The sequence below is a fragment of the Pedobacter sp. PACM 27299 genome (assembly GCF_001412655.1).
Lineage (GTDB): Bacteria > Bacteroidota > Bacteroidia > Sphingobacteriales > Sphingobacteriaceae > Pedobacter.
In genome coordinates this window covers 4,728,270-4,750,733 of sequence record NZ_CP012996.1, presented here as the reverse complement: position 1 = coordinate 4,750,733, position 22,464 = coordinate 4,728,270, and the positions used below count along the sequence as shown (strand labels likewise).

Here is a 22,464-nt window from a genome sequence, read left to right as displayed (position 1 = left end):
TTTTAATTAAATAGAGACGAAATGAGGAAATTATGATACAAAATTGTAGGACGATCTAAAGAGTAAATTCCAATATTTGATCACCAAATATTGAACTTTATGAAGAGACTACTATCCGGCGCACTGCTTTTGGTGCTGAGCTATTCCTCCTTGCCTGCGCAAGAAAAAAATTGGACATTAATTAAAGATAAAATAACAACCCCTTGGGCGGAAAAGGTTAATCCGAAAGCTCCCTTGCCGGATTATCCCCGCCCTCAATTGGTTCGTTCAGAAAACTGGAAAAACCTGAATGGCCTTTGGAGTTATGCGATTACTCCAAAAGATCAAAATGATCCGGTTAAATATCAAGGCAGTATCCTTGTCCCTTTTGCAGTAGAATCAGCATTGTCAGGCGTAGGAAAAACGGTAGGTAAAGACAGTGTATTGTGGTATAAGCATCACATTACCATTCCTGCCAATATGAAAAATAAAGAAGTGTTGTTGCATTTCGGTGCAGTAGACTGGCAGGCTGAGGTTTTTGTGAATGGCAAAAGCGCAGGAAAGCACGAAGGTGGTTTCGATCCATTTACTTTTAACATCAGCAGCCTGCTTAAGAAAAGCGGTACACAGGAAATAAAAGTACGCGTTTGGGATCCTACAGATGAAGGGCCGCAGCCAAGAGGGAAGCAGGTGAGAAAGCCAGAAGGAATCTGGTATACTCCTGTTACCGGTATCTGGCAGACCGTTTGGCTGGAAAGCGTTCCAAAAACACATTTGATTTCTACAAAACATACTCCGGATATTGATGCAAAAACACTTTCAGTAAATGTAAATGTTGCGGCTGCACAAGCAGGGGATCAGGTCAGAATTACTGCATTTGATGGTAAAAATGAAGTCGCTAAAAAGGAAGCCGATATTAATGAAGAGGTGGTTTTAGCGATAGAAAACCCAAAATTATGGTCTACAACAAGCCCTTTCTTATATGATTTAAAAATTGAATTGCTCCGTAAAGGAAAAGTGATTGATCAGGTTGGTAGTTATTTCGCCATGCGTAAATCATCTATGGCCAAGGATCAGCATGGCATTGAAAGGATGTTGCTGAACAATGAATTTGTATTCCAATATGGTCCATTAGATCAGGGTTGGTGGCCAGATGGTTTATATACTGCGCCTACAGTAGAAGCCTTGATTTTCGACATCATAAAAACCAAAGAAATGGGCTTTAATATGATTCGCAAGCACATTAAAGTAGAACCGGCCAGGTGGTATTACGAATGTGATAAGCTGGGGATGCTGGTATGGCAGGATATGCCGAGCGGCGATCTTGGAAACCATTGGGAACCGAATCTGGGCACAATGGGAGGAACGGATAAAGACCGGAGTCCAGCATCAGAAGCCATGTACCGCAAAGAATGGAGTAAAATCATGGAGGACCTTCATAATTTCCCTTCAATTGTAGTTTGGACGCCATTCAATGAAGCATGGGGACAATTTAAAACGAAGGAAATTGCAGAATGGACCAAGAAAAAAGATCCTTCCAGATTGGTGAATAGTGCAAGTGGCGGCAATCACGTCATCACTGGAGATATCGTCGATTTACACCATTATCCAGAACCAAAAATGCCAAGACCAGACCTTTTTGGGACTACACATGCAATTGTTCTCGGAGAATTTGGCGGGTTGGGCTTGCCAGTAGCAGGGCATACCTGGAAGGATAAAGACAACTGGGGATACCAGTCATTTAAAACTGCGGATGAACTTTTCGAAAAGTATGATTCCTTTATCAGAAGCCTGGAAGGTTTAATCAAAAAAGGATTGTCGGCTGCGGTATATACACAGACCACCGATGTGGAGCAGGAAACAAATGGGCTGATGACCTACGATAGAATCTTAAAACTCCCTGAAGCAAAAATCAAAACTGCAAACGATAGGCTGTATTTGGTTAAGCCTTAATTTATAAACTAAAGCCAAAACTTAGAAAATAGAGGTTAGCATGCAGAAATACGGCGTAAAGGGCTGAAATGTAAACACAGGATTGCCTATCAAGACATCTTGTGTTTATGTATCTATACGTTTAGATATATATATATATATATATATATATATATATAGAATGCGGAAAATATAAAACACACAAACACACCACAAAATATATGAAACGAATATTGATGACTTTAGGTTTATCGGCTATGCTGTGGAATGCTTCCGCTCAGGAACGCATTGCCCCATCCTATCCTTTAATTACACACGATCCTTATTTTAGCGTCTGGTCTGTCACGGATCAGGTAAATTCCTCTGTTACCAAACACTGGACAGGTACAGAACAATCCTTAACGGGAATTATTAAAGTTGACGGCGTTCCTTACAGTTTTTTAGGCGCAGCGTCTAAACCTTATACCAATGTGCTGGCTACCTCTGATGATGCAGATTATCAGTTCAGCTATACGGAATTTGCACCGGCTGCAAATTGGAAAAGTATTGATTTTAATGCTGCTGGCTGGAAAACTGCCGGAGCACCATTTGGTGATTTGAGGAATGGTGCAAAGACCGCCTGGACCACCAAAGAATTATGGGTAAGGAGAACTTTTGAACTCAAAGATCCTGCCTTAAAAGACTTGACTTTAAAACTGAACCACGATGATAACGTAGAAGTTTTCCTGAATGGTGATTTGATTTATAGCTTTATCGGATGGACCAGCAACCGCTTTTCCTATATCCCTTTAAAAGGCGCGGTACTGAAAAACCTTAAAAAAGGTAAAAATGTACTGGCTATCCATATTAAAAATACCATTGGTGACGCCTGGCTGGATGCCGGGTTGATTTCTTCTGCTCCGGCGGTAAAACCAATTTTAATGGCAGAGCAGAAGCGGGCAGACATCACTGCCACGCAAACCAGTTATGATTTCAAAGCAGGAGGGGTAGACCTTTCTTTAACCTTCAGTTCTCCATTATTGATGGATGATTTGAATTTGATCTCCAGACCAATCTCTTATATTACTTATCGTGTAAAATCAAATGATAAGAAGCAGCATCAGGTAGCCGTACTTTTTAATGCTTCCACCAATCTTGCCGTGAATACTACCGGACAAAAGGTAAAAGTATCTAAGGCAAATGCAAAAGGCCTTTCGGTATTGAAAGCAGGAACTGTGGATCAGAAGATCATGAGCAGAGCTGGTGACGACCTTAGAATAGATTGGGGTTATTTATATGTAGCTACCCCTACCGGAGCTTCGAGCAGTCAATATGTATTGCCTTTAAAAGATGCGGTTGATGCTTTTGTGAACCCTAATCAAACCGCTAAATCAACTTCTGCTATTGGCACTAAATTATCATTGAGTACTCAGCTTTCTTTCGGACAGGTAGGAAGTACCCCAAAAGAACAATATGTGATGCTTGGTTATGACGACCTGGAATCGGTTCAGTTTTTTGGTAAAAACCTGAAAGCCTACTGGAATACCAATGGGGATAAGACTTTCGAAAATGAATTGGTCATTGCTGCCGATAGCTACAAACAACTCCTGAAAAGATGTGATGAGTTTGATGCTTCGATGTACAAAAGTGTATTGGATGCCGGGGGCGAAAAATACGCGAAACTTTGTGTATTGGCTTATAGACAGGCGATTTCTGCTCATAAATTAGTGAAAAGCCCGGATGGGGAATTGCTTTTTCTTTCGAAAGAGAACTTTAGTAACGGCTCTATCAATACGGTAGATATCACGTATCCTTCTGCACCATTATTCCTGGTTTATAATCCAGAATTGCTGAAAGGCATGATGAACGGTATTTTTTATTATAGTGAAAGCGGCCGATGGAAAAAGCCTTATGCAGCGCATGATATCGGTACTTATCCATTAGGAAACGGACAAACTTACGGCGAAGATATGCCGGTAGAAGAGTCTGGAAACATGATCATTTTAACTGCTGCCCTTGCCAAAGTGGAAGGCAATGCGGAGTACGCAAAAAAACACTGGGAAACGCTGAGCATCTGGGCAGATTACCTGAGTAAAGAAGGATTTGATCCTGCCAATCAACTTTGTACGGATGATTTTGCGGGTCACCTGGCGCGTAATGCCAATTTATCGGTTAAAGCGATCGTTGCCCTGGGCAGTTATGGCATGCTTGCGGAACAATTAGGAAAAACGGAGATCGCAGCGAAGTATAAAAATATGGCCAAAGAAATGGCGCAAAAATGGATGCAGATGGCTGATGCCGGAGACCATTACGCCCTGACTTTTGACAACAAAGACAGCTGGAGCCAAAAGTACAACCTGGTATGGGACAAAGTTCTGAAGCTGGATATTTTCCCTAAGGCTGTTTATGACAAAGAAATCAAGTTTTACCTGAAACAGCAACAAGCTTACGGCTTGCCTTTGGACAGTCGCAGGACCTATACCAAATCAGACTGGATCATCTGGACGGCAACATTGACAGACAACAAAGCTGATTTTGATCAGCTGGTCAATCCGATATACAAGTTTGCAGTTGAAACTACAGACAGGGTGCCAATGAGCGACTGGCATGAGACTACAGACGGAAAACAAGTTGGCTTCCAGGCACGTAGTGTAGTGGGTGGATATTCTATGAAATTATTGGATGATAAGTTAAATAAAAGGTAATGAAAGCATATATAAATAAAACTATTCCAGCTTTAGCGCTAGGCACGATGCTCTTTGCATCTTCCTGTACTATGAATTCGCAAAAGTCTGCAGGAAATCAAGGCGTTTCAGATACCACAAGTCAAGGCCTTACAGATACGACAAGTATCGCAGCTAAAAACTTTGAAAAAGAAATAGACGGTAAACCGGTTCGCCTGTACAGTCTTAAAAATAAGTTTGGTTCAAAAGCGCTGGTCACCAATTTTGGTGGCCGGCTGGTTGGACTATTTGTTCCGGACAAAGAGGGGAAATTAGTGGATGTAGTGGCTGGATTTGACAGTATTGATGGCTACCAGAATTCTACAGAGCCTTATTTTGGCGCTACGATCGGTCGCTATGGCAACCGGATTGCGAAAGGAAAGTTTACCCTGGACGGGAAAGCCTATCAAATTTTCACCAATAATGGGCTGAATACTTTACATGGCGGAAAAAAAGGGTATCAGGATGTAGTTTGGGAAGCCACACAGCCAGATGCACAAACTTTAGAACTGCAGTACTTATCAAAAGATATGGAAGAAGGCTTTCCTGGAAATCTGAAGGTGACGGTAACTTATACTTTAACCGACGACAATGCCCTTAAAATCAATTACAAAGCGACCACCGATAAAAAGACGGTTGTCAATTTAACCAACCATGCATTTTTCAATTTGAATGGCTCAGCGAGCGGAAGTATATTAAATCATTTGCTTGAAATCAATGCAGATAAATATACTCCGGTTGATTCCACGTTAATTCCATCTGGAAAAATAGAGGGTGTAAAAGGTACGCCCTTTGATTTTACAAAACCTAAAACTATAGGAAAGGATATTGAGATTAAAAACGTTCAATTGGATAATGGAAAGGGATATGACCATAATTTTGTGTTGAATCCGCATGGGGCGAATGATGCTGTGGCTGTGGTGACTGGCAATAAAACCGGGATTTTGATGCGCGTATATACCGATCAGCCGGGTCTGCAGTTTTACAGCGGGAATTTTATGCAAAGTAAAAATACCATGAAAGGAAATCATAAAGATGATTTCAGAACGGCTTTTGCTTTGGAAACGCAGCATTTTCCTGATAGCCCAAATCATCCGTCCTTTCCGACGACAGTATTGAAACCAGGCGAAACTTATCAGAGCCAGTCCATTTATCAATTCTCGGTCGCTAAATAACATCCGTATCCAATTCATTTCCGTATCCAATCAAATTGAAAAGATCCCCTATTTATATGATTCGTCAAATTTTAACCTTTATAACTCTAGGACTTACGCTGGTATCTGCTCAGGCACAGCAGCGTAAGGCCCCGGCATACCCTTTAATTACTCACGATCCTTATTTCAGCATCTGGTCTACTACCGATCAGCTGACCCAATCCGCAACTTCACACTGGACAGGTGCGGAACAAGCATTGAGCGGGCTGATTCAGGTGGATGGAAAGTCCTATAATTTCATGGGGCATTCCGAGAGGACTTATAAAACCATATTGGCTGCTGCAGATGAAAAGCCTTATACCTTCCGTTATACGGAAACTGCGCCAAAATCGAATTGGAATGACCTTAACTTTGACGCTTCCGGCTGGAAATCAGGTGCGGCGCCTTTTGGCGACCGTCCTGATGAGGCAGGAACGGAATGGAAAAGCAGACACCTTTGGGCAATTAGAGATTTTCAGCTTGGTGCCGAAATTCCAAAGGTATTATACCTTAAAATCAACCATGATGACAATGTGGCTGTCTATTTAAACGGCCAGGAGGTCTTGAAGAAAATAGGTTTCACGGAAGGTAAGTATGTATATGTGCCTATAAAAGGAGCTGCATTGAAAAGCCTGAAAAAAGGAAACAATGTTTTGGCCGTCCACATTGAAAACACAGCTGGTGGACAATGGCTGGATGTTGGGCTTTCCACAGATGATCCTGCAAACAACCCTAAAGTTGCCTTGGCCACACAGACCAGCAGAATGGTAAAAGCAACCCAGACTACGTATTCATTTAAAGCTGGCGGTGTTGATTTAGAGCTTGCCTTTACTTCTCCATTGTTGATGGATCATCTGGACTTGATCTCCAGACCTGTTTCTTACCTGACTTACCGCGTTAAATCCAATGATAAAAAGAAGCATCAGGTGAAAATTCTTTTTGCTGCTTCCTCGGATCTGGCGGTACATACACCTGCTCAGGAAATTGAAGCCCAATCGTTAAAGGTTCCTGGATTGTCGGTTTTGAAAGCTGGAACAACTTCTCAGCCGGTGCTGCAAAAAAGTGGCGATAATGTGCGGATCGACTGGGGGTATGTCTATGTAGCGGTACCTCAATCCCAAAAGAGTACGCAGTTTATTGCTAAATCTTCCGCTAGTCCTGCTTTATTTCAATCCGGTAGTAAAGCTATAAATACCAATAGAGTGAAAGGAACAAAGTATGCGCTGAATACGGTGCTGGATTTTGGTCAGGTAGAAGATAAGGCAAAACAACAGTTTGTGATGCTGGCTTATGAGGACCTGGAATCGATACAGTATTTCGGTGAAAACCTGAAAGCCTACTGGACGAATGATGGCAAAACGACTTTTGCTGCTATGCTTCAAAAATCTGCCAATGAGTATGCGCAGATCCTGGAAAAATGTAATGCTTTCGATACCCAGATGTATACTGCTGCGGTTAAATCCGGAGGAGAGAAGTATGCAGGTTTATGCGTTCTTGCCTACAGACAAGCGATTTCTGCGCATAAACTAGTGATAAGTCCGAAGGGAGAATTGCTGTTTATGTCGAAAGAGAACTACAGTAACGGCTCTATTTACACTGTGGATCTTACCTATCCATCTGCGCCTTTATTTCTGGCTTATAACCCGGAATTAGTGAAAGGTTTGTTGAATGGTATGTTCGAATATTCTGAAAGCGGCAGGTGGAAAAAACCTTATCCTGCACATGATTTAGGCACTTATCCTTTAGCAAATGGTCAGACTTACGGGGAAGACATGCCGGTAGAAGAAGCTGGGAATATGATCATCATTACTGCGGCAACTGTAAAAGCAGAAGGCAATCCAGAATATGCGAAAAAACATTGGGCAACTTTAACGACCTGGGCTGAATACCTGAGTAAAGAAGGTTTTGATCCTGGAAATCAATTGTGTACAGATGATTTTGCAGGTCACCTGAATAGAAATGCAAATTTATCCGCGAAAGCGATTGTGGCTTTAGGTTCTTATGGCTGGATGGCACAGCAAATGGGAGAAACCGCAACTGCGGCGAAGTATACCAGCATGGCTAAAGAAATGGCTAAAAAATGGATGGAGCTGGCAGATGATGGCGATCATTATAGCCTGGCTTTTGGTCAAAAAGATACCTGGAGTCAGAAGTATAATTTAGTATGGGATAAGTTATTAGGTCTTGATCTATTTCCTAAAACGGTTTATGAGAAGGAAGTGAAGTATTATCTAGGTAAACAAAATAAGTATGGTTTACCACTGGATAGCCGCAAATCCTATACTAAATCTGATTGGGTGATCTGGACCTCTGTACTGGCCGATAACCGGGCTGATTTTGAAGCTTTCATCGATCCGATTTACTTGTATGCGATAGAAACACCTTCGCGTTCTCCACTGAGCGACTGGCATGGGACAACAGATGCGCTTCGTCAGAATTTTACGGCAAGGAGTGTGGTAGGAGGCTATTTTATCAAGCTATTGGAAAGCCAGTGGAATCAGCAACAAGAGAACCATAGTAACACAAAATAGCAGTCATCATTAGTAAAAGTTGTAAAAAGTAACAGTTATAAAAAATAAAAGTTGTACAAAATAACAGGAGTACAACATCATTGTAATAAAGAGTATTCATCCTACTGAGCAGTCCTAAAAAGCTGCTCAAATTCATATTGTTTAGATGAACACAGTTCATCATGTTTTAATGATTTCCGTTGCCAAGATTAAGTTGAATTCAAAAGAATAACCAAATATATAAACCAAGCCAAAACAGACCATGAACATCAACTCTAATTTCGGGAATTCAACTTAGCAGGCTAAGCCTCCTTTAGTCTGCGCAAAACAAATTTTGCGTTTCATTTTAAATGTTAATCGATGGTCTCTTACAGGTCGTCAGGATTTGTATTGCACAAATTCTGCGGGATGTGGACTGTCATTTAGCGAACCAAATTTTAAACCAAATAAACAATTATGAATAAAATTTTTACCTACTTAAAAGTGCATATCAAGCTATGCCTTTTTTGTCTTGTACTCCTGTTTTTCCTCTGGGGATGCAAGAAGGACACTGAACCTGCTGTCCAGGTCTACGATCCAAATAAACCAATTGAATTGTCACGTTTCCTTCCCGATAGCGGGGGAGTGGGCACACAAATGGTGATCGAAGGAAATAACTTCGGAAGTGATACTTCTTTGATTAAAGTATTCATCAATAATAAGCGTGCGCCATTGGTGGGTGCAAGTACCTCCGCATTATACGTCCTGGTACCATCCCGTGCAAATATAGGCCCGGTAAGGATCGAGGTAGGCAATGGCGATCAGGTTCAGGAAATCATTTCCAAGAACGAATTCAAGTATATTTTTATGCCGGCGGTGAGCACCCTGGTGGGCTTTACCGATAAAGATGGAAGGACCGCTATTGTAGATGGAACCTTTGATAAAGCGCAGTTTGAAGAACCTTACTGGATGACCTTTGATCAGCATAAAAATATCTATCTGATTGAGCAGCGCAGGGGATTACGCTTTATTGATATGGCAAAAAAGGAGGTGAAGACCTTGTTCAGGACGGGTAAAGGCATGGACAGACCAAGAACACTTTCCTTTAGTCCAACCTGGGATACCTTGTATGTGACCAATGATCAATGGGATGAAAGGGGCTTGAGTACGGCTGCTTTGACACCGGCTTCTGGTTTTACCGAATGGAACTCTTTGATTTATAATAAAACTACTAATGGGGGTGCTGCACATCCTCAGACCGGAGACTTTTTTTATAACAGTTATGAAAAAGGCGAGGTATTTAAATGGAACAAGGAAAATAATGCTTCAGAGCTGCTTTTCCGTGTAGACGATAACAACTGGGAGTTCAACATTCAGTTTGCGCCAAGCGGGGATTTCGCTTATATCGTGGTCGTTAATCAGCATTATATTTTGAAATCCAGGTATAACCGACAGACCAGAAAACTGGAGGCTCCCGTACATTTTGTGGGGGGCAGAGGGCGTGCAGGGCATAATGATGGGGTAGGTGTAGACGCTAGGTTTGACCAGCCGCATCAAGGCGCATTCGATGAAAATGACAATTTCTATGTCGCCGATATATTTAACCATTGCATCCGTAAAATCACTCCTCAGGGAGTGGTCAGCACTTTTGCAGGCAGGCCTCGCAGTGCCGGATACGCAGATGGTGCACTTAGGGATGCACAGTTTGATCAGCCTTATGGGATCATCTACGATTCCACCACTGGTACTTTCTATGTTGCTGATCTAATTAACCGTCGCATACGCACAATTTCCATCGAATAACCTATAAAACGCCTTAAAATGAAACTATATTATATCACATTACTTCTGCTATTCTGCCGCATCATGACGTATGCGCAGGGAGAAATAGAAGTAACAGGAATGGTCACAGATAGTCATAATAAGCCTATCCCTGGTGTCACGGTGGTGGTCAAAGACCGCCCAGGATTGGGCACCATGACCAATGAAGCCGGAGTTTACAAAATCAAAACGGGCACTTACAGCACCCTGATTTTTTCTTATCTGGGCTATGAAAAGCAAGAAATTCAAGTGGCTGGAAAAACCAGGATTTCTATTGTATTAAAAGAGAGTGAAGCCAGCGTGCTGACAGATGTGGTGGTGACGGGTACCGGACTTCAAAAAAAGGTGACGGTAACCGGGGCCATTACCACGGTGAATGTGAAGGACCTGCGCACACCAACAGGAAATATCACGAACGCCCTGGCAGGAAATGTGGCTGGAGTAATTGCCATGCAGGGTTCCGGGGAACCGGGAAATAACAGGTCCGAATTCTGGATTCGCGGAATTTCCACATTTGGTGCCAATACGGCTGCGCTTGTCCTGGTAGATGGATTTGAGCGTGCATTTAATGAGATTAATGTGGAAGATATTGAATCGTTTTCGATTCTGAAGGATGCTTCTGCGACGGCGATTTACGGTTCAAAAGGGGCGAATGGGGTAGTGCTCATTACTACCAAAAAGGGACATGCCGGAAAAATAAATATCAACGCTAAAACGGAGTACGGCTACCTGACCCGTACGCGGACACCAGAATTTGTAGATGGCCCGGCTTATGCCAGCCTGGTGAATGAGGCAAAGATCACCCGTAATCAGGAACCACTGTATACGGACATCGAGCTGATGCTTTTTAAAAATGGTCTTGATCCTGATCTATATCCGAATGTCAACTGGCAGGACGTCATGCTGCGTGACGGTGCAAATACTTACCGGGCAGCGCTGAACCTGGATGGTGGGGGCTCTACGGTACGTTATTTCGTGTCTGGAAGTTACCTGGAGGAAGAAGGAATGTATAAATCGGATAAATCACTGAAGGATTACAATACCAATGCGAACATGTCGAGGTCTAATTACCGGGCCAATGTAGACATGGACATTACGAAGACCACTTTATTGAAACTTGGCGTATCGGGCTACCTTGAAAAGCAGAATTTCCCGGGGCTGACTTCAGGCATTTGGAATTCCTTAGTGGGACAGTCGCCGGTATCCACTCCTGTGCTGTATTCCAATGGATTGGTGCCTTCTTATGGTACTGCAGATCGGACTAATCCATGGGTATTAGCTACCCAAACCGGATACCGTGAATATTGGAAAAACAAAAATGAGATCAATGTTACGCTGGAGCAGAAATTGGATTTCATCACCAAGGGCTTGCAGGCCATCGGGCGTTTTGCTTACGATACGAATAACGACAATAACATCAACCGGGTGAAATGGCCGGAACAATACAATGTAGAGCGCAGACGCGACAGAGATGGCAATTTAATCATGAAACGCTTGTCGCCGGAAAGGCTGATGTATCAGGAATCTAATGCCTGGGGAGAGCGGATCAATATGTTTGAAACCGACCTGATCTACAATACCACGATCAATGAAAGACATAACATCGGGGCTTTAATCAAGTACAACCAGCGCGAACAAAGGGAAACTTCTAACGTTGGCGGTGACATTATTAAGGGGATTGCCAGACGTAATATGGGGGTATCCGGCCGTGTGATGTATGGCTACAGAGACCGTTATTTAGCAGAATTTAACTTCGGTTATACTGGTTCTGAGAATTTTAAAATCGGACACCAGTTTGGGTTTTTTCCAGCAGTTTCTGTAGGCTGGAATATCTCTGAAGAAGCTTTCCTAAAGAAAAATCTGAAATGGCTGGACCTTTTTAAAGTCCGTTATTCCTACGGTGAAGTGGGGAATGATAATTTTGGCAACATTCGTTTTCCCTACCTGAGTGACATTAGGGAAAGACCAGGATATAATTTTGGCGAGAGCATCAGTCCGAATTATTATCCGGGATTGTATTATGCGCAGGTGGCCTCTGATCAGCTGACCTGGGAGGTGGCAAAGAAGCACAATCTGGGCTTCGACCTAAATATGCTAGGTAATTTATTCTCTTTCAGAATCGATGTTTTTAAGGATACCAGAGAGAAAATCTTTAAACAAAGACAGCATTTGCCCGACATGGTGGGGGTATCCAGTGACCCATGGGCAAATGTTGGAAAAATGGAGTCTCAAGGTTTTGACGGACAATTTAATATCAACAAACGCGTGAATAAAGTAGATTTTACCTTCCGTGGTAATGTCACTTATTCCAAAAATAAAGTATTGGAGTTCGATGAAGAGGCGAATAATTTACCTTACCGGATGACCCAGGGATTTCGTTATGGCCAGGCCAGGGGGCTGATAGATTTGGGTTTATTCCAGTCTTATGAAGAGATCAGGAACAGCCCAAAACAGATGTTTGGAGAGTATATGCCAGGCGATGTCAAGTACAAAGATGTGAACGGGGATGGAATTATCAACGATGATGATGTGGTCCCGATTGGAGCCTCACGCATTCCGAGTCTGATCTATGGATTTGGTTTTTCGGTGATGTGGAATGGCTTTGATGTGAACGTCCATTTACAAGGTGCCGGAAGCTCTTCTTATTTTATCAATGGGGCCAGTGTTTTTCCTTTTGTGGATGGAAGCTGGGGCAATGTGCTCACAGAGATCGGAAATCCTAAAAATCGTTGGATCTCTCAGGAAATCTCCGGGGATCCTGCCACTGAAAATCCAAATGCCAAATATCCGCGGCTGAGTTACGGTGGAAATGGAAACAATTACCGGGCATCTTCTTATTGGTTGAGAGATGGTGCTTACCTGCGCTTAAAGAATGTGGAGCTGGGTTATACCTTGCCTTCCCGTTTCCTGTCGGCCATCCATATGAACAAGACCAGGGTCTATGTGATGGGCTATAACCTTGCGGTTTGGGATAGCCTGAAAATCTGGGATCCGGAATTGGGAAGCGGAAGCGGTATGAATTACCCGATCTCAAAAACCATCACTTTAGGACTGACCATGAACTTTTAATCACAAATTAGAGATGAAAAAATATATTTATATAGTCACGCTATCGGCCTTGCTGCTTTCATTTGGAGCCTGTAAAAAGTACCTCAATACAGAGCATTATTTTAAAGAAGATCGCCTGAATCTGGATAAAGTCTTTACCAATAAAAATTATTCCAATCAGTGGCTTGCTGATGTTTATACCCACCTCCGCGGATCAAATGCGGAAGTGGCCAGTAAAGGACTTACACCATTTAATTTTATATCCGATGATATGTTTTATGGCGATAGGAGTAATGCCTACAAGCGGTTCAAAAATGGAGAATATGATGAAGGATCGGAGCAAGGCAGCTGGGGGTCCTGTTATGAAGGGATTCGTGATGCCTCCATTTTTATTCATAATATCGACAAGAATAAAGAGATGACGCCTACTGAAGTGGCCGATACGAAGGCACAGGCCAGGTTTCTTCGGGCTTATTACTACTGGTTATTACTGAGGAAGTACGGGCCGATTCCTTTATTACCGGATGAGGGGGAGGATTACACCAAAGATTATCAGGAGATCGCCAGACCAAGAAGTTCTTATGATGAATGTGTAGATTTCATCACTGCAGAGTTTGCATTGGCGGCAAGGGATCTGCCGCTGTACCATACCAATCGGGATAAAGGGCGTGCTTCCAGAGGTGCTGCACTTGCTGCAAGGGCAAAGGTCTATCTTTTTGCCGCGAGCCCGCTGTTTAATGGTAATTCAGGGATGGCGAATTTAGTCGATAATGAGGGGAAGAAACTGATCCCACAGGACTACAGGAATGAAAAATGGGCGAAGGCTGCCGCCGCGGCAAAGGATGTCATCAATATGAACGTTTACCGTCTTTTTACTGCGCCGTTTAAAGCTGCAGATCAGGGGCCGGGCCAACCGAAAACCATCGTACCTCCGTATCATCCGAAATATTCTGATCAGAGCTTTCCGAATGGCTGGAAGAATATTGATCCTTTTGAATCTTACAGGCAGCTGTTCAATGGGGCAATTTCTTATTCTGACAACCCGGAGCTGATCTTTTCCAGAGTCATGGAGCAGAGTTCTGAGGGGATAGACCAGATGGTTCTGCACCAGATGCCCTTTTCTATGAAAGGATGGAATACCCATGGCATCACACAGAAACAAGCAGATGCTTATTACATGAATGATGGGAAAGATATTGCACTTTTCCCACGCAGGGCGGGTTATACTACCGATGCAACAGGACATTTACCCTTACCAGCAAAAGTATCTTTACAGTATGCAGAGCGGGAACCACGTTTCTATGCTTCGGTAGCTTACAATGGCAGTATATGGGAAAATATCAGTGCTTTGAAACCTGAAAATCGCCATATCCAGGTCTTTTACTACAGGGATCACCCGAATGGTAAACAAGCTTCCTCTCCTGATTTTTACATCAGGACCGGTCTGGGCATCAAGAAGTATTACAACCCGATTGATTCTTATATGGAGGGTGGTTTTATCGTGCCAAAGGTAGAACCAGCCATGAGGTATGCTGATATTTTGCTGGTCTATGCAGAGGCGATGAATGAATTAACGGGCAGCTATTCGATACCAAGTTATACTGGTACTGAAACCATTATAGTGGGCAGGGATATACCAGAAATGAGTAAATATATTTCTGAAGTGCGCATCCGTGGCGGTGTTCCTGATTATGGAAATGAGGTTTATGGCAGTACGGATTTGCTGCGAAAAGCGATAAAAAGAGAACGTCAGATAGAGCTTTTTGCTGAAGGTCAGCGGTATTTTGACCTGAGGAGATGGAAAGATGCGCCGGTAGAAGAGGCTACAGCAGTGACGGGCTGCAATATGAATATGACGGAGAGTCAAAGGGATTTGTTCAATACGCCGGTTCCAATTCCTTCTATGCCGACCATTTTTGTTGACAAAATGTACCTCTGGCCGATTTCGCATAGTGAGCTGAGGAAGAACAGAAAATTGACCCAGAATCCAGGTTGGACTACTTTTAACTAGAAAATTTATGAAAAGAGGATATATATTGGCTGTAATTGGCTGCATGCTCATCAGCTCCTGTAACAAGGAGTGGCAGGATGAGTTATTCCGGAAATCGGTGTCTTTTGTGAACAATGGCGTGGTGGAAGTCCATGTGAAATACAATGCTGCGGGTGGTGCTATTCCTGTAAAAGTTCCCATTATTGTGAGCGGATCTACGGAGAATAGTGCTGAGGTGACTGTGACCATCAATACGGATGTGGATACCCTTCAGAACCTGAATTTCGAGCGCTTCAGGCTGAGGAGTGATTTGTATTTCAATGAACTTCCGAAGGAAGCTTATCAATTTGAATCTATGAATACGACGATTCCTGCCGGTAAAAACCAGGGCTCCTATAACTTGAACCTAAAGCTGGCAGGACTGGATTTTAGCAACAAGTACATTTTACCGGTACAGATCATTTCGACCTCTTCCCTGGCTATTGCTACTGGCAGGGGATATAAAAAATCGCTGATGCGGATCGTTCCTTTTAATGATTATTCTGGGAAATACTCTATTGCTGCAGAGGTATGGGACCGGAACCGTCCTCAGAATGAGCAGAAACCATTAACGGTACCTTTTAGAAATGCTTATGTGGTGGATGAAAAAACCGTTTTTTTCTTTGCGGGAGTTACAGAAGAGGAGGCGCTTGACCGTCGAGAATATAAGATAAAAGCTTCCTTTAATGAGGGCAATAAAACGGTGACGCTCAGCAGCGAGAATCCGGCGATACGGTTTTCTCAGCAGCGTGGGACTTTTACCGTCAAGAAAGAAAAAGATGGGGTGCTGCCATATCTGGAGCGCATTTATACCACTGTCTTTCTGGAGTATCAATACAGCGATATTTCAAATCCGACCTTCCCGATTGACTACCGCTTTGTGGGCTCTATGATTCTGGAAAGAAAACGAAATACTTTAATTCCTGATGAAGACCAGCAGGGAACGATCATTATACCCTAATATTTATTACCCATTATGAAACTTAAATTTATTGTCTTTTTCATTTGTGTGCAGGTTAGTGTACGAGGTTTGGCCCAAAAGGCCGACCTCGTTAAATATGTAAATACCTTGCAGGGAACGAATTCAAAACATGAACTGACCAGGGGGAATACGTATCCTACCACTGCTTTACCCTTTGCCATGCACACCTGGACACCTCAGACCGGAAGAAACGGCGATGGCTGGAAATACCAGTACTTTAAAGATAAGATCCGGGGATTCCAACAGGCACATCAATGCAGTTCCTGGTCCAGGGATTATGCGGTATTCTCTTTGATGCCTATGACAGACCGTTTGGTGGTGAATGAAAATGATCGGGAAGCGAAGTTCAGTCATCATGATGAGGTGGCGAAACCCAATTATTATAAAGTGAAGTTCGAAAACCAGATTACTACTGAGATTTCACCAGTTGAGCGTGGTGCTCATTTGCGGTTCAGTTATCCATCAGGTAAGAAAAGTTTCCTGGTTTTAGATGGGTATACTGGCATCAGCGGGGTTAAAATCTATCCGGAGGAAAACAAGATTACTGGTTTTATAAACAATGGAGAGGGTTTTAAAGAAGGTTTCAAAAGCTTTTTTGTACTCTATTTTGACCAGCCTTTTAAAGCTTATGGCACCTGGGAAAATAAGAAGAACACCATTAATCCCGGAGAGAAAAGTGCTGAAGGTTCAGGTAAAGGCGCCTATGTTCAGTTCAAAGATGGCCTGAAAGTGCAGGTGAAAACCGCTTCCTCTTACATCAGTATGGAGCAGGCAGAATTGAACCTGAGCAGGGAGTTAGGCGCAGATAAAAGTTTGGAAGTGACTAAGGAGAAAGCTGCAGAGGTCTGGAACAAATCATTGTCGAAAGTAGTGGTGGAGGGTGGAACGGAAGCCGATAAAGCAACTTTCTACTCTTGTTTCTTTAGGGCGAGTATTTTCTCCAGGAAGTTTTATGAAATCGATGCCAATGGAAATCCTTATTATTTTAGTCCGTATGATGGGAAAGTACATCCCGGTTATATGTTCACCGATACTGGTTTCTGGGATACTTTTCGTGCTCAATTTCCTTTAAATACCTTGATGCATCCGGAAATGCATGGCCGTTATATGCAGGCCTTAATTGACGCGTATAAGCAATGCGGCTGGCTGCCTTCCTGGTCTTTCCCAAGTGAGGCGGGCAGTATGATTGGTAATCACGCGATTTCGCTGCTGGCAGATGCCTGGGCAAAAGGGATCAGGACATTTGATCCTAAAGAAGCCCTGGCCGCTTACCTGCATGAATCGACGAATAAAGGCCCATGGGGCCCTGCAAATGGCAGGGATGGCTGGAAAGAATACTTCGAGCTGGGGTATGTGCCTTATCCTAAATACAGGGAGGCTACGGCAAAAACATTGGAATATGCTTATGATGATTATTGTGGCTGGACTCTGGCAAAAATGACCGGTAATGATTTTTACGCGGGTATTTTTGAGAGACAGATGTACAATTATAAAAATGTGTATGACCCTTCCACTAAATTCATGAGAGGGAGAGATGCGAATGGTCAATGGACGCCGAAATTTGATCCTTTTGAATGGGGAGGTCCTTATACGGAGGGGAATGCCTGGCATTATCAGTGGTCTGTATTCCAGGATGTGAAGGGTTTGATTGATTTAATGAAAGGTGAGCAGAACTTCAGTGCGAAGCTGGATTCGGTGTTTTCTGAGCCAAATACGGTGAATGTAGGGACTTATGGTGGAATGATCCATGAGATGACGGAAATGGTGATGGCAAATATGGGGCAGTATGCACATGGCAATCAGCCGATTCAGCACATGGTGTACCTTTATAATTATGCGGGACAGCCCTGGAAATCGCAGTTTCATGCGAGGAATGTGATGTCTAAACTTTATGATGCGACGGAAAACGGCTATCCGGGAGATGAAGATCAAGGGCAGACTTCTTCCTGGTATGTGTTGAGTGCTTTAGGATTTTACAGCGTGACTCCTGGGACGGATCAGTATGTGATGGGCAGTCCGATGTTTAAGAAAACGACGATTAACCTGGAAAATGGACAGCAGTTTGTGATTGAGGCTCCTGAAAACAGCGCTAAAAATGTCTATATTAAATCAGCCACGTTGAACGGGAAGCCGTATACAGCTAATTATATCCGTCACAGTGATCTACTGAATGGCGGGGTGTTAAAGCTGGAAATGTCTGACCAGCCCTCGCTGACCAGAGGGCTTGCAGCAGCTGATCGGCCATTTTCTTTAAGTGCAGGAAAGTAAAATGATAGGAATCAACTTATGATTTGTGGTTCGCATATTCTGTAGGAGACATTCCGAATTGTTTGGAGAAAACTCGCCCAAAGTGAGTTTGAGAGCTATATCCAACCAATTCGGAAATCTCATATATCTTCAGGTCGTTCTGTTTCAGAAGTTCTGCGCCCTTTTTTAAACGAGAAATATTGATCAGTTCATTGGGACTGAGGTTTGAAATAGATTTGATTTTCCTATACAAGGTGGGTCTGCTCATGTTCATGTGGTTGGCCAGGTGTTCTACATCCAGCTCAGGATTGCTGATGTCTTTATCAATAATGTATTGAATCTTTTCCAGGAATTGCTCATCTGCTTTGGAATGGGCAATTCCTTTAAGGTGTAAAAGCGGTGAATTGGAAAAATAAGCTTTGATTTTGTTCCTATTGGCGATCAGGCTGGAGATCTGTACTTGCAGAAATTCTGGTGAGAATGGTTTTTCTACATACACATCGGCTCCCAGTTCCAATCCTTGTATTTTGGAATCCAGGGTGTCTTTTGCGGTTAGCAGAATCAAGGGGATATGGCTGAATTCAATGCTTGATTTTAGTTTTTTGCAGAACTCAAATCCATCCATTTCCGGCATCATGACATCAGAAACCACCAGATGGACGGTTTCTGTCTCTAAGATAGCAAGGGCTTCCAGGCCGTTCATAGCGGTCAGGACTTGATATTTTTCGCTTAAATCATCTGCGATGAATTCTAAGATTTCTTCGTTGTCATCTACAAGTAGGATGGTTATTTCTTTTTCCATTTTCCGTCTAAGTTAAATCCCATTGCCTGATGTATGGGGAGTACTATTACAAATACATTGCCCTCCGGGCCACTTTCTTCCAGGTACAAGCTCCCTTGATGCAACTCTGCGAGCGATCTGGATATGGACAGCCCGATACCTGTTCCCCTTTGCATTTCTGTTTCTCTGGCCCTGAAAAAAGGCTCAAAGATTTTGTTCCTGATCTCCGGTGCAATTTTAGGTCCATCACTATATACGCGAATACTGAACTGGTCTTCCTCCTGGTTGATGCTCAATACGACTTTCACTTTCGATTGACCATACTTTAAAGCATTGTCCAGCAAGTTACTCATGATTTTGTACAATGCTTCTGTATCTACGTAAGCAAAAAAATGGGTGGGAGGCAGGAGAGTTTCAAAACTGATCTTTTTACTTTCAGCAGCATCCTGAAACTGCAGTCTGATATCTTCAATAAGTTCTGAGATGTCGACTTTTACAAAGTTTAAGGAATAGCCCTGTACCTCCGTTTTTCTAAAGTCCAGCAGCTGATTGGTGAGTTCCAGTAAACGATTGGTATTTCGGTTCATGGTATTCAGGTTCTTCTCAATGGCTGGCACTTCTTTTGAAAGTTTCATAATCTTTTCCATAGGCCCTTTGATCAGGGTAAGGGGAGTACGGATTTCATGCGCTACATTGGTGAAGAATTCGATTTTGGCCTGGTAGATTTCCTTTTCTTTTTGATGCTCAAAAAGCTTCATGCGCCTTTTGTTTTTAAGGTCTGTTCTCTTATGGTACTCGAGGATGATGGCGGTGAGCAATCCTAGAAATAAAATCGAATAGCCGACATAGGCTAAGGAGGTTTTCCAGAATGGGAGTAATACAATGATGCGTAATTTAACGTTGTCTTTACTCCATTCTTTACTGCCGTTAATCATTGCCTTGGCTTCAAATATATAGGTTCCAGAGGCTAGTTTTGTAAAGTATACCTTTCTATTCGTTTTTAAATATTCCCAGCTATTGTATAGTCCGGTCATCTTGTATGCGTATTCTGTGGTAACAGGCGAGGCATAGCTGAGTGCGGCGAAGTCTATACTAAAAGAGGATTGGTTGTACTCCAGGGTAATCTCATTGGTGTAAGTAACGGATTTGGTGAGGATCTTATCTGCATTGGGATCTGTACGGTCTGCATTGTCGATCTGGAAGCCGGTTAGAAATACGGGGGCTGTTTTAGCGGTGGTATTGAGCTGGTCTGGCAAGAAACTCACCATGCCTTTCAGGCTGCCAAAGTACATTCTGCCGTCTGTATCTTTGAAAGAAGAGTTGTAATTAAACTGGTCGGTCAGCAGGCCATCTGCTTTGGTATATATTTTTACTTCTGCTGTTTGTGGATCAAAGCGAAACAGTCCGCGGGTACTGCTGATCCATAATTTATGGTGCTGATCTTCCAGGATCCTGAAGAGGAAATTACTTGGGAGCCCATCGTTTGTCTGGTAAGATTTGAAGGTTGATTTTTTCTTATCCAGCAAGGACAATCCGCCGCCATCGGTGACCACCCAGATGTTCTTTTTACTGTCTTCGAATATCCCGTTGATGGTGTTGTTGCTCAGGCTGTTTTTATCGCCATATTCGTTTTTAAAATTGGTATAACCTTTTTCGCCCAACCTGAAACGAAGCAATCCTTTATCATAAGTTCCAGCCCATATATTACTTTCACTGTCTTCCATGATGTTGTTGAAGAAATAAAACGGGATATCAGGTATGGCATCAAAATCATCCTTTTTGCGGTTGTATTTATAGAGCCCGACGGTTGTGGCCAGGAGGATATCCCCGGCTTTAGTTTTAAACATGCTCAATACAAAACTGGAGCGTAAAGAATTTCCTTTCCCCGGTACGTAATGTTTAATGACCATACCGGTATTGATGTCCATCACATCTAAGCCATGCTCAAAAGTACCGATCCATAATTTATCACCATCGGTTACTAAGCCATGGATGTTAGAATGTGCAATGGTGCTCTCTTTTCCGGTAGGAAAAAAGGAGGTAAATCGACCTGTTTTCGGGTCCATTTTATTCAGGCCTGCATCCTCGGTGCCGATCCAGAAATTGCCGTTTTTATCTTTACAGATTTCTCGGACATCGCTGCCGCTAATGGAGTTTGGCTGCTGTTCCGGGAAGTATTTGCTGAAGATGGAAGAAGAGGGGGCATAATAATTGGTTCCACCAAAATAGGTGCCCATCCATACGCCTCCATCTCTGTCTTTGCATACCGAGTAAATGGCATTGTCTGAAAGGGTGTATGGATTGCTGTATTTCTTTTGCTGGTGGATAATGTGGCCATTTTTATGGTTATAGATGTATAATCCGGATTCGGTACCGATCCAGAATTCATCTTCATTTCTGGCCTGCATATCCCTCACATAAATGTGTGTTTTGTCTTTATTCTGGGTAATGATGTCTTTTAACTCATTTGTTTTGGGGTTGAATAATTTGATTCCCTGACTGCTGGAACCCAGCAGCAGCAGCTGGTCGCTGGTTTCTGTAAATACGGGTATCCAGCCGATATTAACAGCCCCTTTTTTATTCATTTGATAACGGGTTTGGAAAGACTTGCTCTGGGGGTTGTAGATCGCAATCCTGCCATCAGGGCTGGTGATGAGGATTTCTCCGTTCGAACGGCAGTAAATAGAGCCAACGTCAAATGAGTCCTCCACTTTGATGGCTGAAAACTCTTTTTTTGCTGGGTTATAACGATAGGGTTTGCTGTTTGAAAGGAGCCAAAGGTTGCCTTTTTTGTCGACGTGTATGCTGCGGATGCCAATATGGAGGGTTTCCTTGACTGCGCTGAAAGTTTCCTTCTCCGGGTTGTATTTATACAGACCGAGATCTGTGCCCACCCATAGGCCCGTAGTTTTATCGCTGAATAGGGAATAAATCTTGTCGTTTCCTAAGCTGGTAGGATCTGCAGAATCATGGCGGTAAGTTTTGAAAGAATAGCCATCGAATCTGTTTAAACCATCCTTTGTGCCAAACCACATAAATCCTTTATCATCTTGAACACCGGCAAATACACTGTTGTTGGACAGCCCGTTTTCTACCTGATAGTGTTTAAAATAGTAGGGTTGCGCGTGTAATATTTTCGCGAATAGCAGCAAAAAAATGAAGGTGGTTATTCTCAATGTAGTTTGGCTCGTTAATCAAATATAGCATTGCTTTTAGTATCTCCTAGAGATTGAGACAAAATGCTGAAATTTTGATTAAAAC

The 22,464-nt window shown here is 42.9% G+C and carries 11 protein-coding genes; 9 read left to right on the top strand and 2 right to left on the bottom strand.

All coding sequences use genetic code 11. The features are described 5' to 3' along the window. Positions 1-99: 99 nt before the first annotated feature. The 9 genes from AQ505_RS20045 (at position 100) to AQ505_RS20005 (ending at position 18,443) form a co-directional block, all read left to right on the top strand. Positions 100-1,932: a glycoside hydrolase family 2 protein gene (locus AQ505_RS20045; RefSeq protein WP_062549819.1), complete on the top strand. Its 1,833-nt coding sequence runs from the start codon at positions 100-102 to the stop codon at positions 1,930-1,932. A 200-nt stretch (positions 1,933-2,132) separates the two neighbouring features. Beyond that, on the top strand, positions 2,133-4,595 hold the full coding sequence (locus tag AQ505_RS20040; protein WP_062549818.1) for a glutaminase family protein: 2,463 nt from the start codon (positions 2,133-2,135) through the stop codon (positions 4,593-4,595). Then, positions 4,595-5,788, top strand: a complete 1,194-nt coding sequence (locus AQ505_RS20035; RefSeq protein WP_062549817.1) for an aldose epimerase family protein — start codon at positions 4,595-4,597, stop codon at positions 5,786-5,788. The genes AQ505_RS20040 and AQ505_RS20035 overlap by 1 nt, the downstream gene beginning before the upstream one ends. A 56-nt stretch (positions 5,789-5,844) precedes the next feature. Then, positions 5,845-8,337, top strand: a complete 2,493-nt coding sequence (locus tag AQ505_RS20030) for a glutaminase family protein (protein ID WP_062549816.1) — start codon at positions 5,845-5,847, stop codon at positions 8,335-8,337. A 435-nt stretch (positions 8,338-8,772) separates the two neighbouring features. Continuing rightward, the gene (locus AQ505_RS20025; RefSeq protein WP_062549815.1) at positions 8,773-10,098 is read left to right on the top strand and encodes an IPT/TIG domain-containing protein; all 1,326 of its coding nucleotides are present in this window, start codon (positions 8,773-8,775) and stop codon (positions 10,096-10,098) included. 18 nt (positions 10,099-10,116) lie between these two features. Beyond that, entirely contained in the window at positions 10,117-13,185 is a 3,069-nt protein-coding gene (locus AQ505_RS20020; RefSeq protein WP_062549814.1) for a SusC/RagA family TonB-linked outer membrane protein, read from the top strand. A 13-nt stretch (positions 13,186-13,198) separates the two neighbouring features. Next, the gene (locus tag AQ505_RS20015) at positions 13,199-15,175 is read left to right on the top strand and encodes a RagB/SusD family nutrient uptake outer membrane protein (RefSeq protein WP_062549813.1); all 1,977 of its coding nucleotides are present in this window, start codon (positions 13,199-13,201) and stop codon (positions 15,173-15,175) included. 7 nt (positions 15,176-15,182) lie between these two features. Next, positions 15,183-16,154: a DUF4973 domain-containing protein gene (locus tag AQ505_RS20010; protein ID WP_062549812.1), complete on the top strand. Its 972-nt coding sequence runs from the start codon at positions 15,183-15,185 to the stop codon at positions 16,152-16,154. Between the two features lie 15 nt (positions 16,155-16,169). Then, positions 16,170-18,443: a GH92 family glycosyl hydrolase gene (locus AQ505_RS20005; protein ID WP_062549811.1), complete on the top strand. Its 2,274-nt coding sequence runs from the start codon at positions 16,170-16,172 to the stop codon at positions 18,441-18,443. 16 nt (positions 18,444-18,459) lie between these two features. Here AQ505_RS20005 and AQ505_RS20000 read toward each other — a convergent pair whose 3' ends face one another. Both AQ505_RS20000 and AQ505_RS19995 read right to left on the bottom strand, forming a co-directional pair. Beyond that, positions 18,460-19,224, bottom strand: coding sequence for a response regulator transcription factor (locus tag AQ505_RS20000; protein WP_062549810.1), 765 nt, complete (start codon positions 19,222-19,224; stop codon positions 18,460-18,462). After that, on the bottom strand, positions 19,209-22,355 hold the full coding sequence (locus tag AQ505_RS19995; protein ID WP_157262487.1) for a ligand-binding sensor domain-containing protein: 3,147 nt from the start codon (positions 22,353-22,355) through the stop codon (positions 19,209-19,211). The genes AQ505_RS20000 and AQ505_RS19995 overlap by 16 nt, the downstream gene beginning before the upstream one ends. Positions 22,356-22,464: the final 109 nt, after the last annotated feature.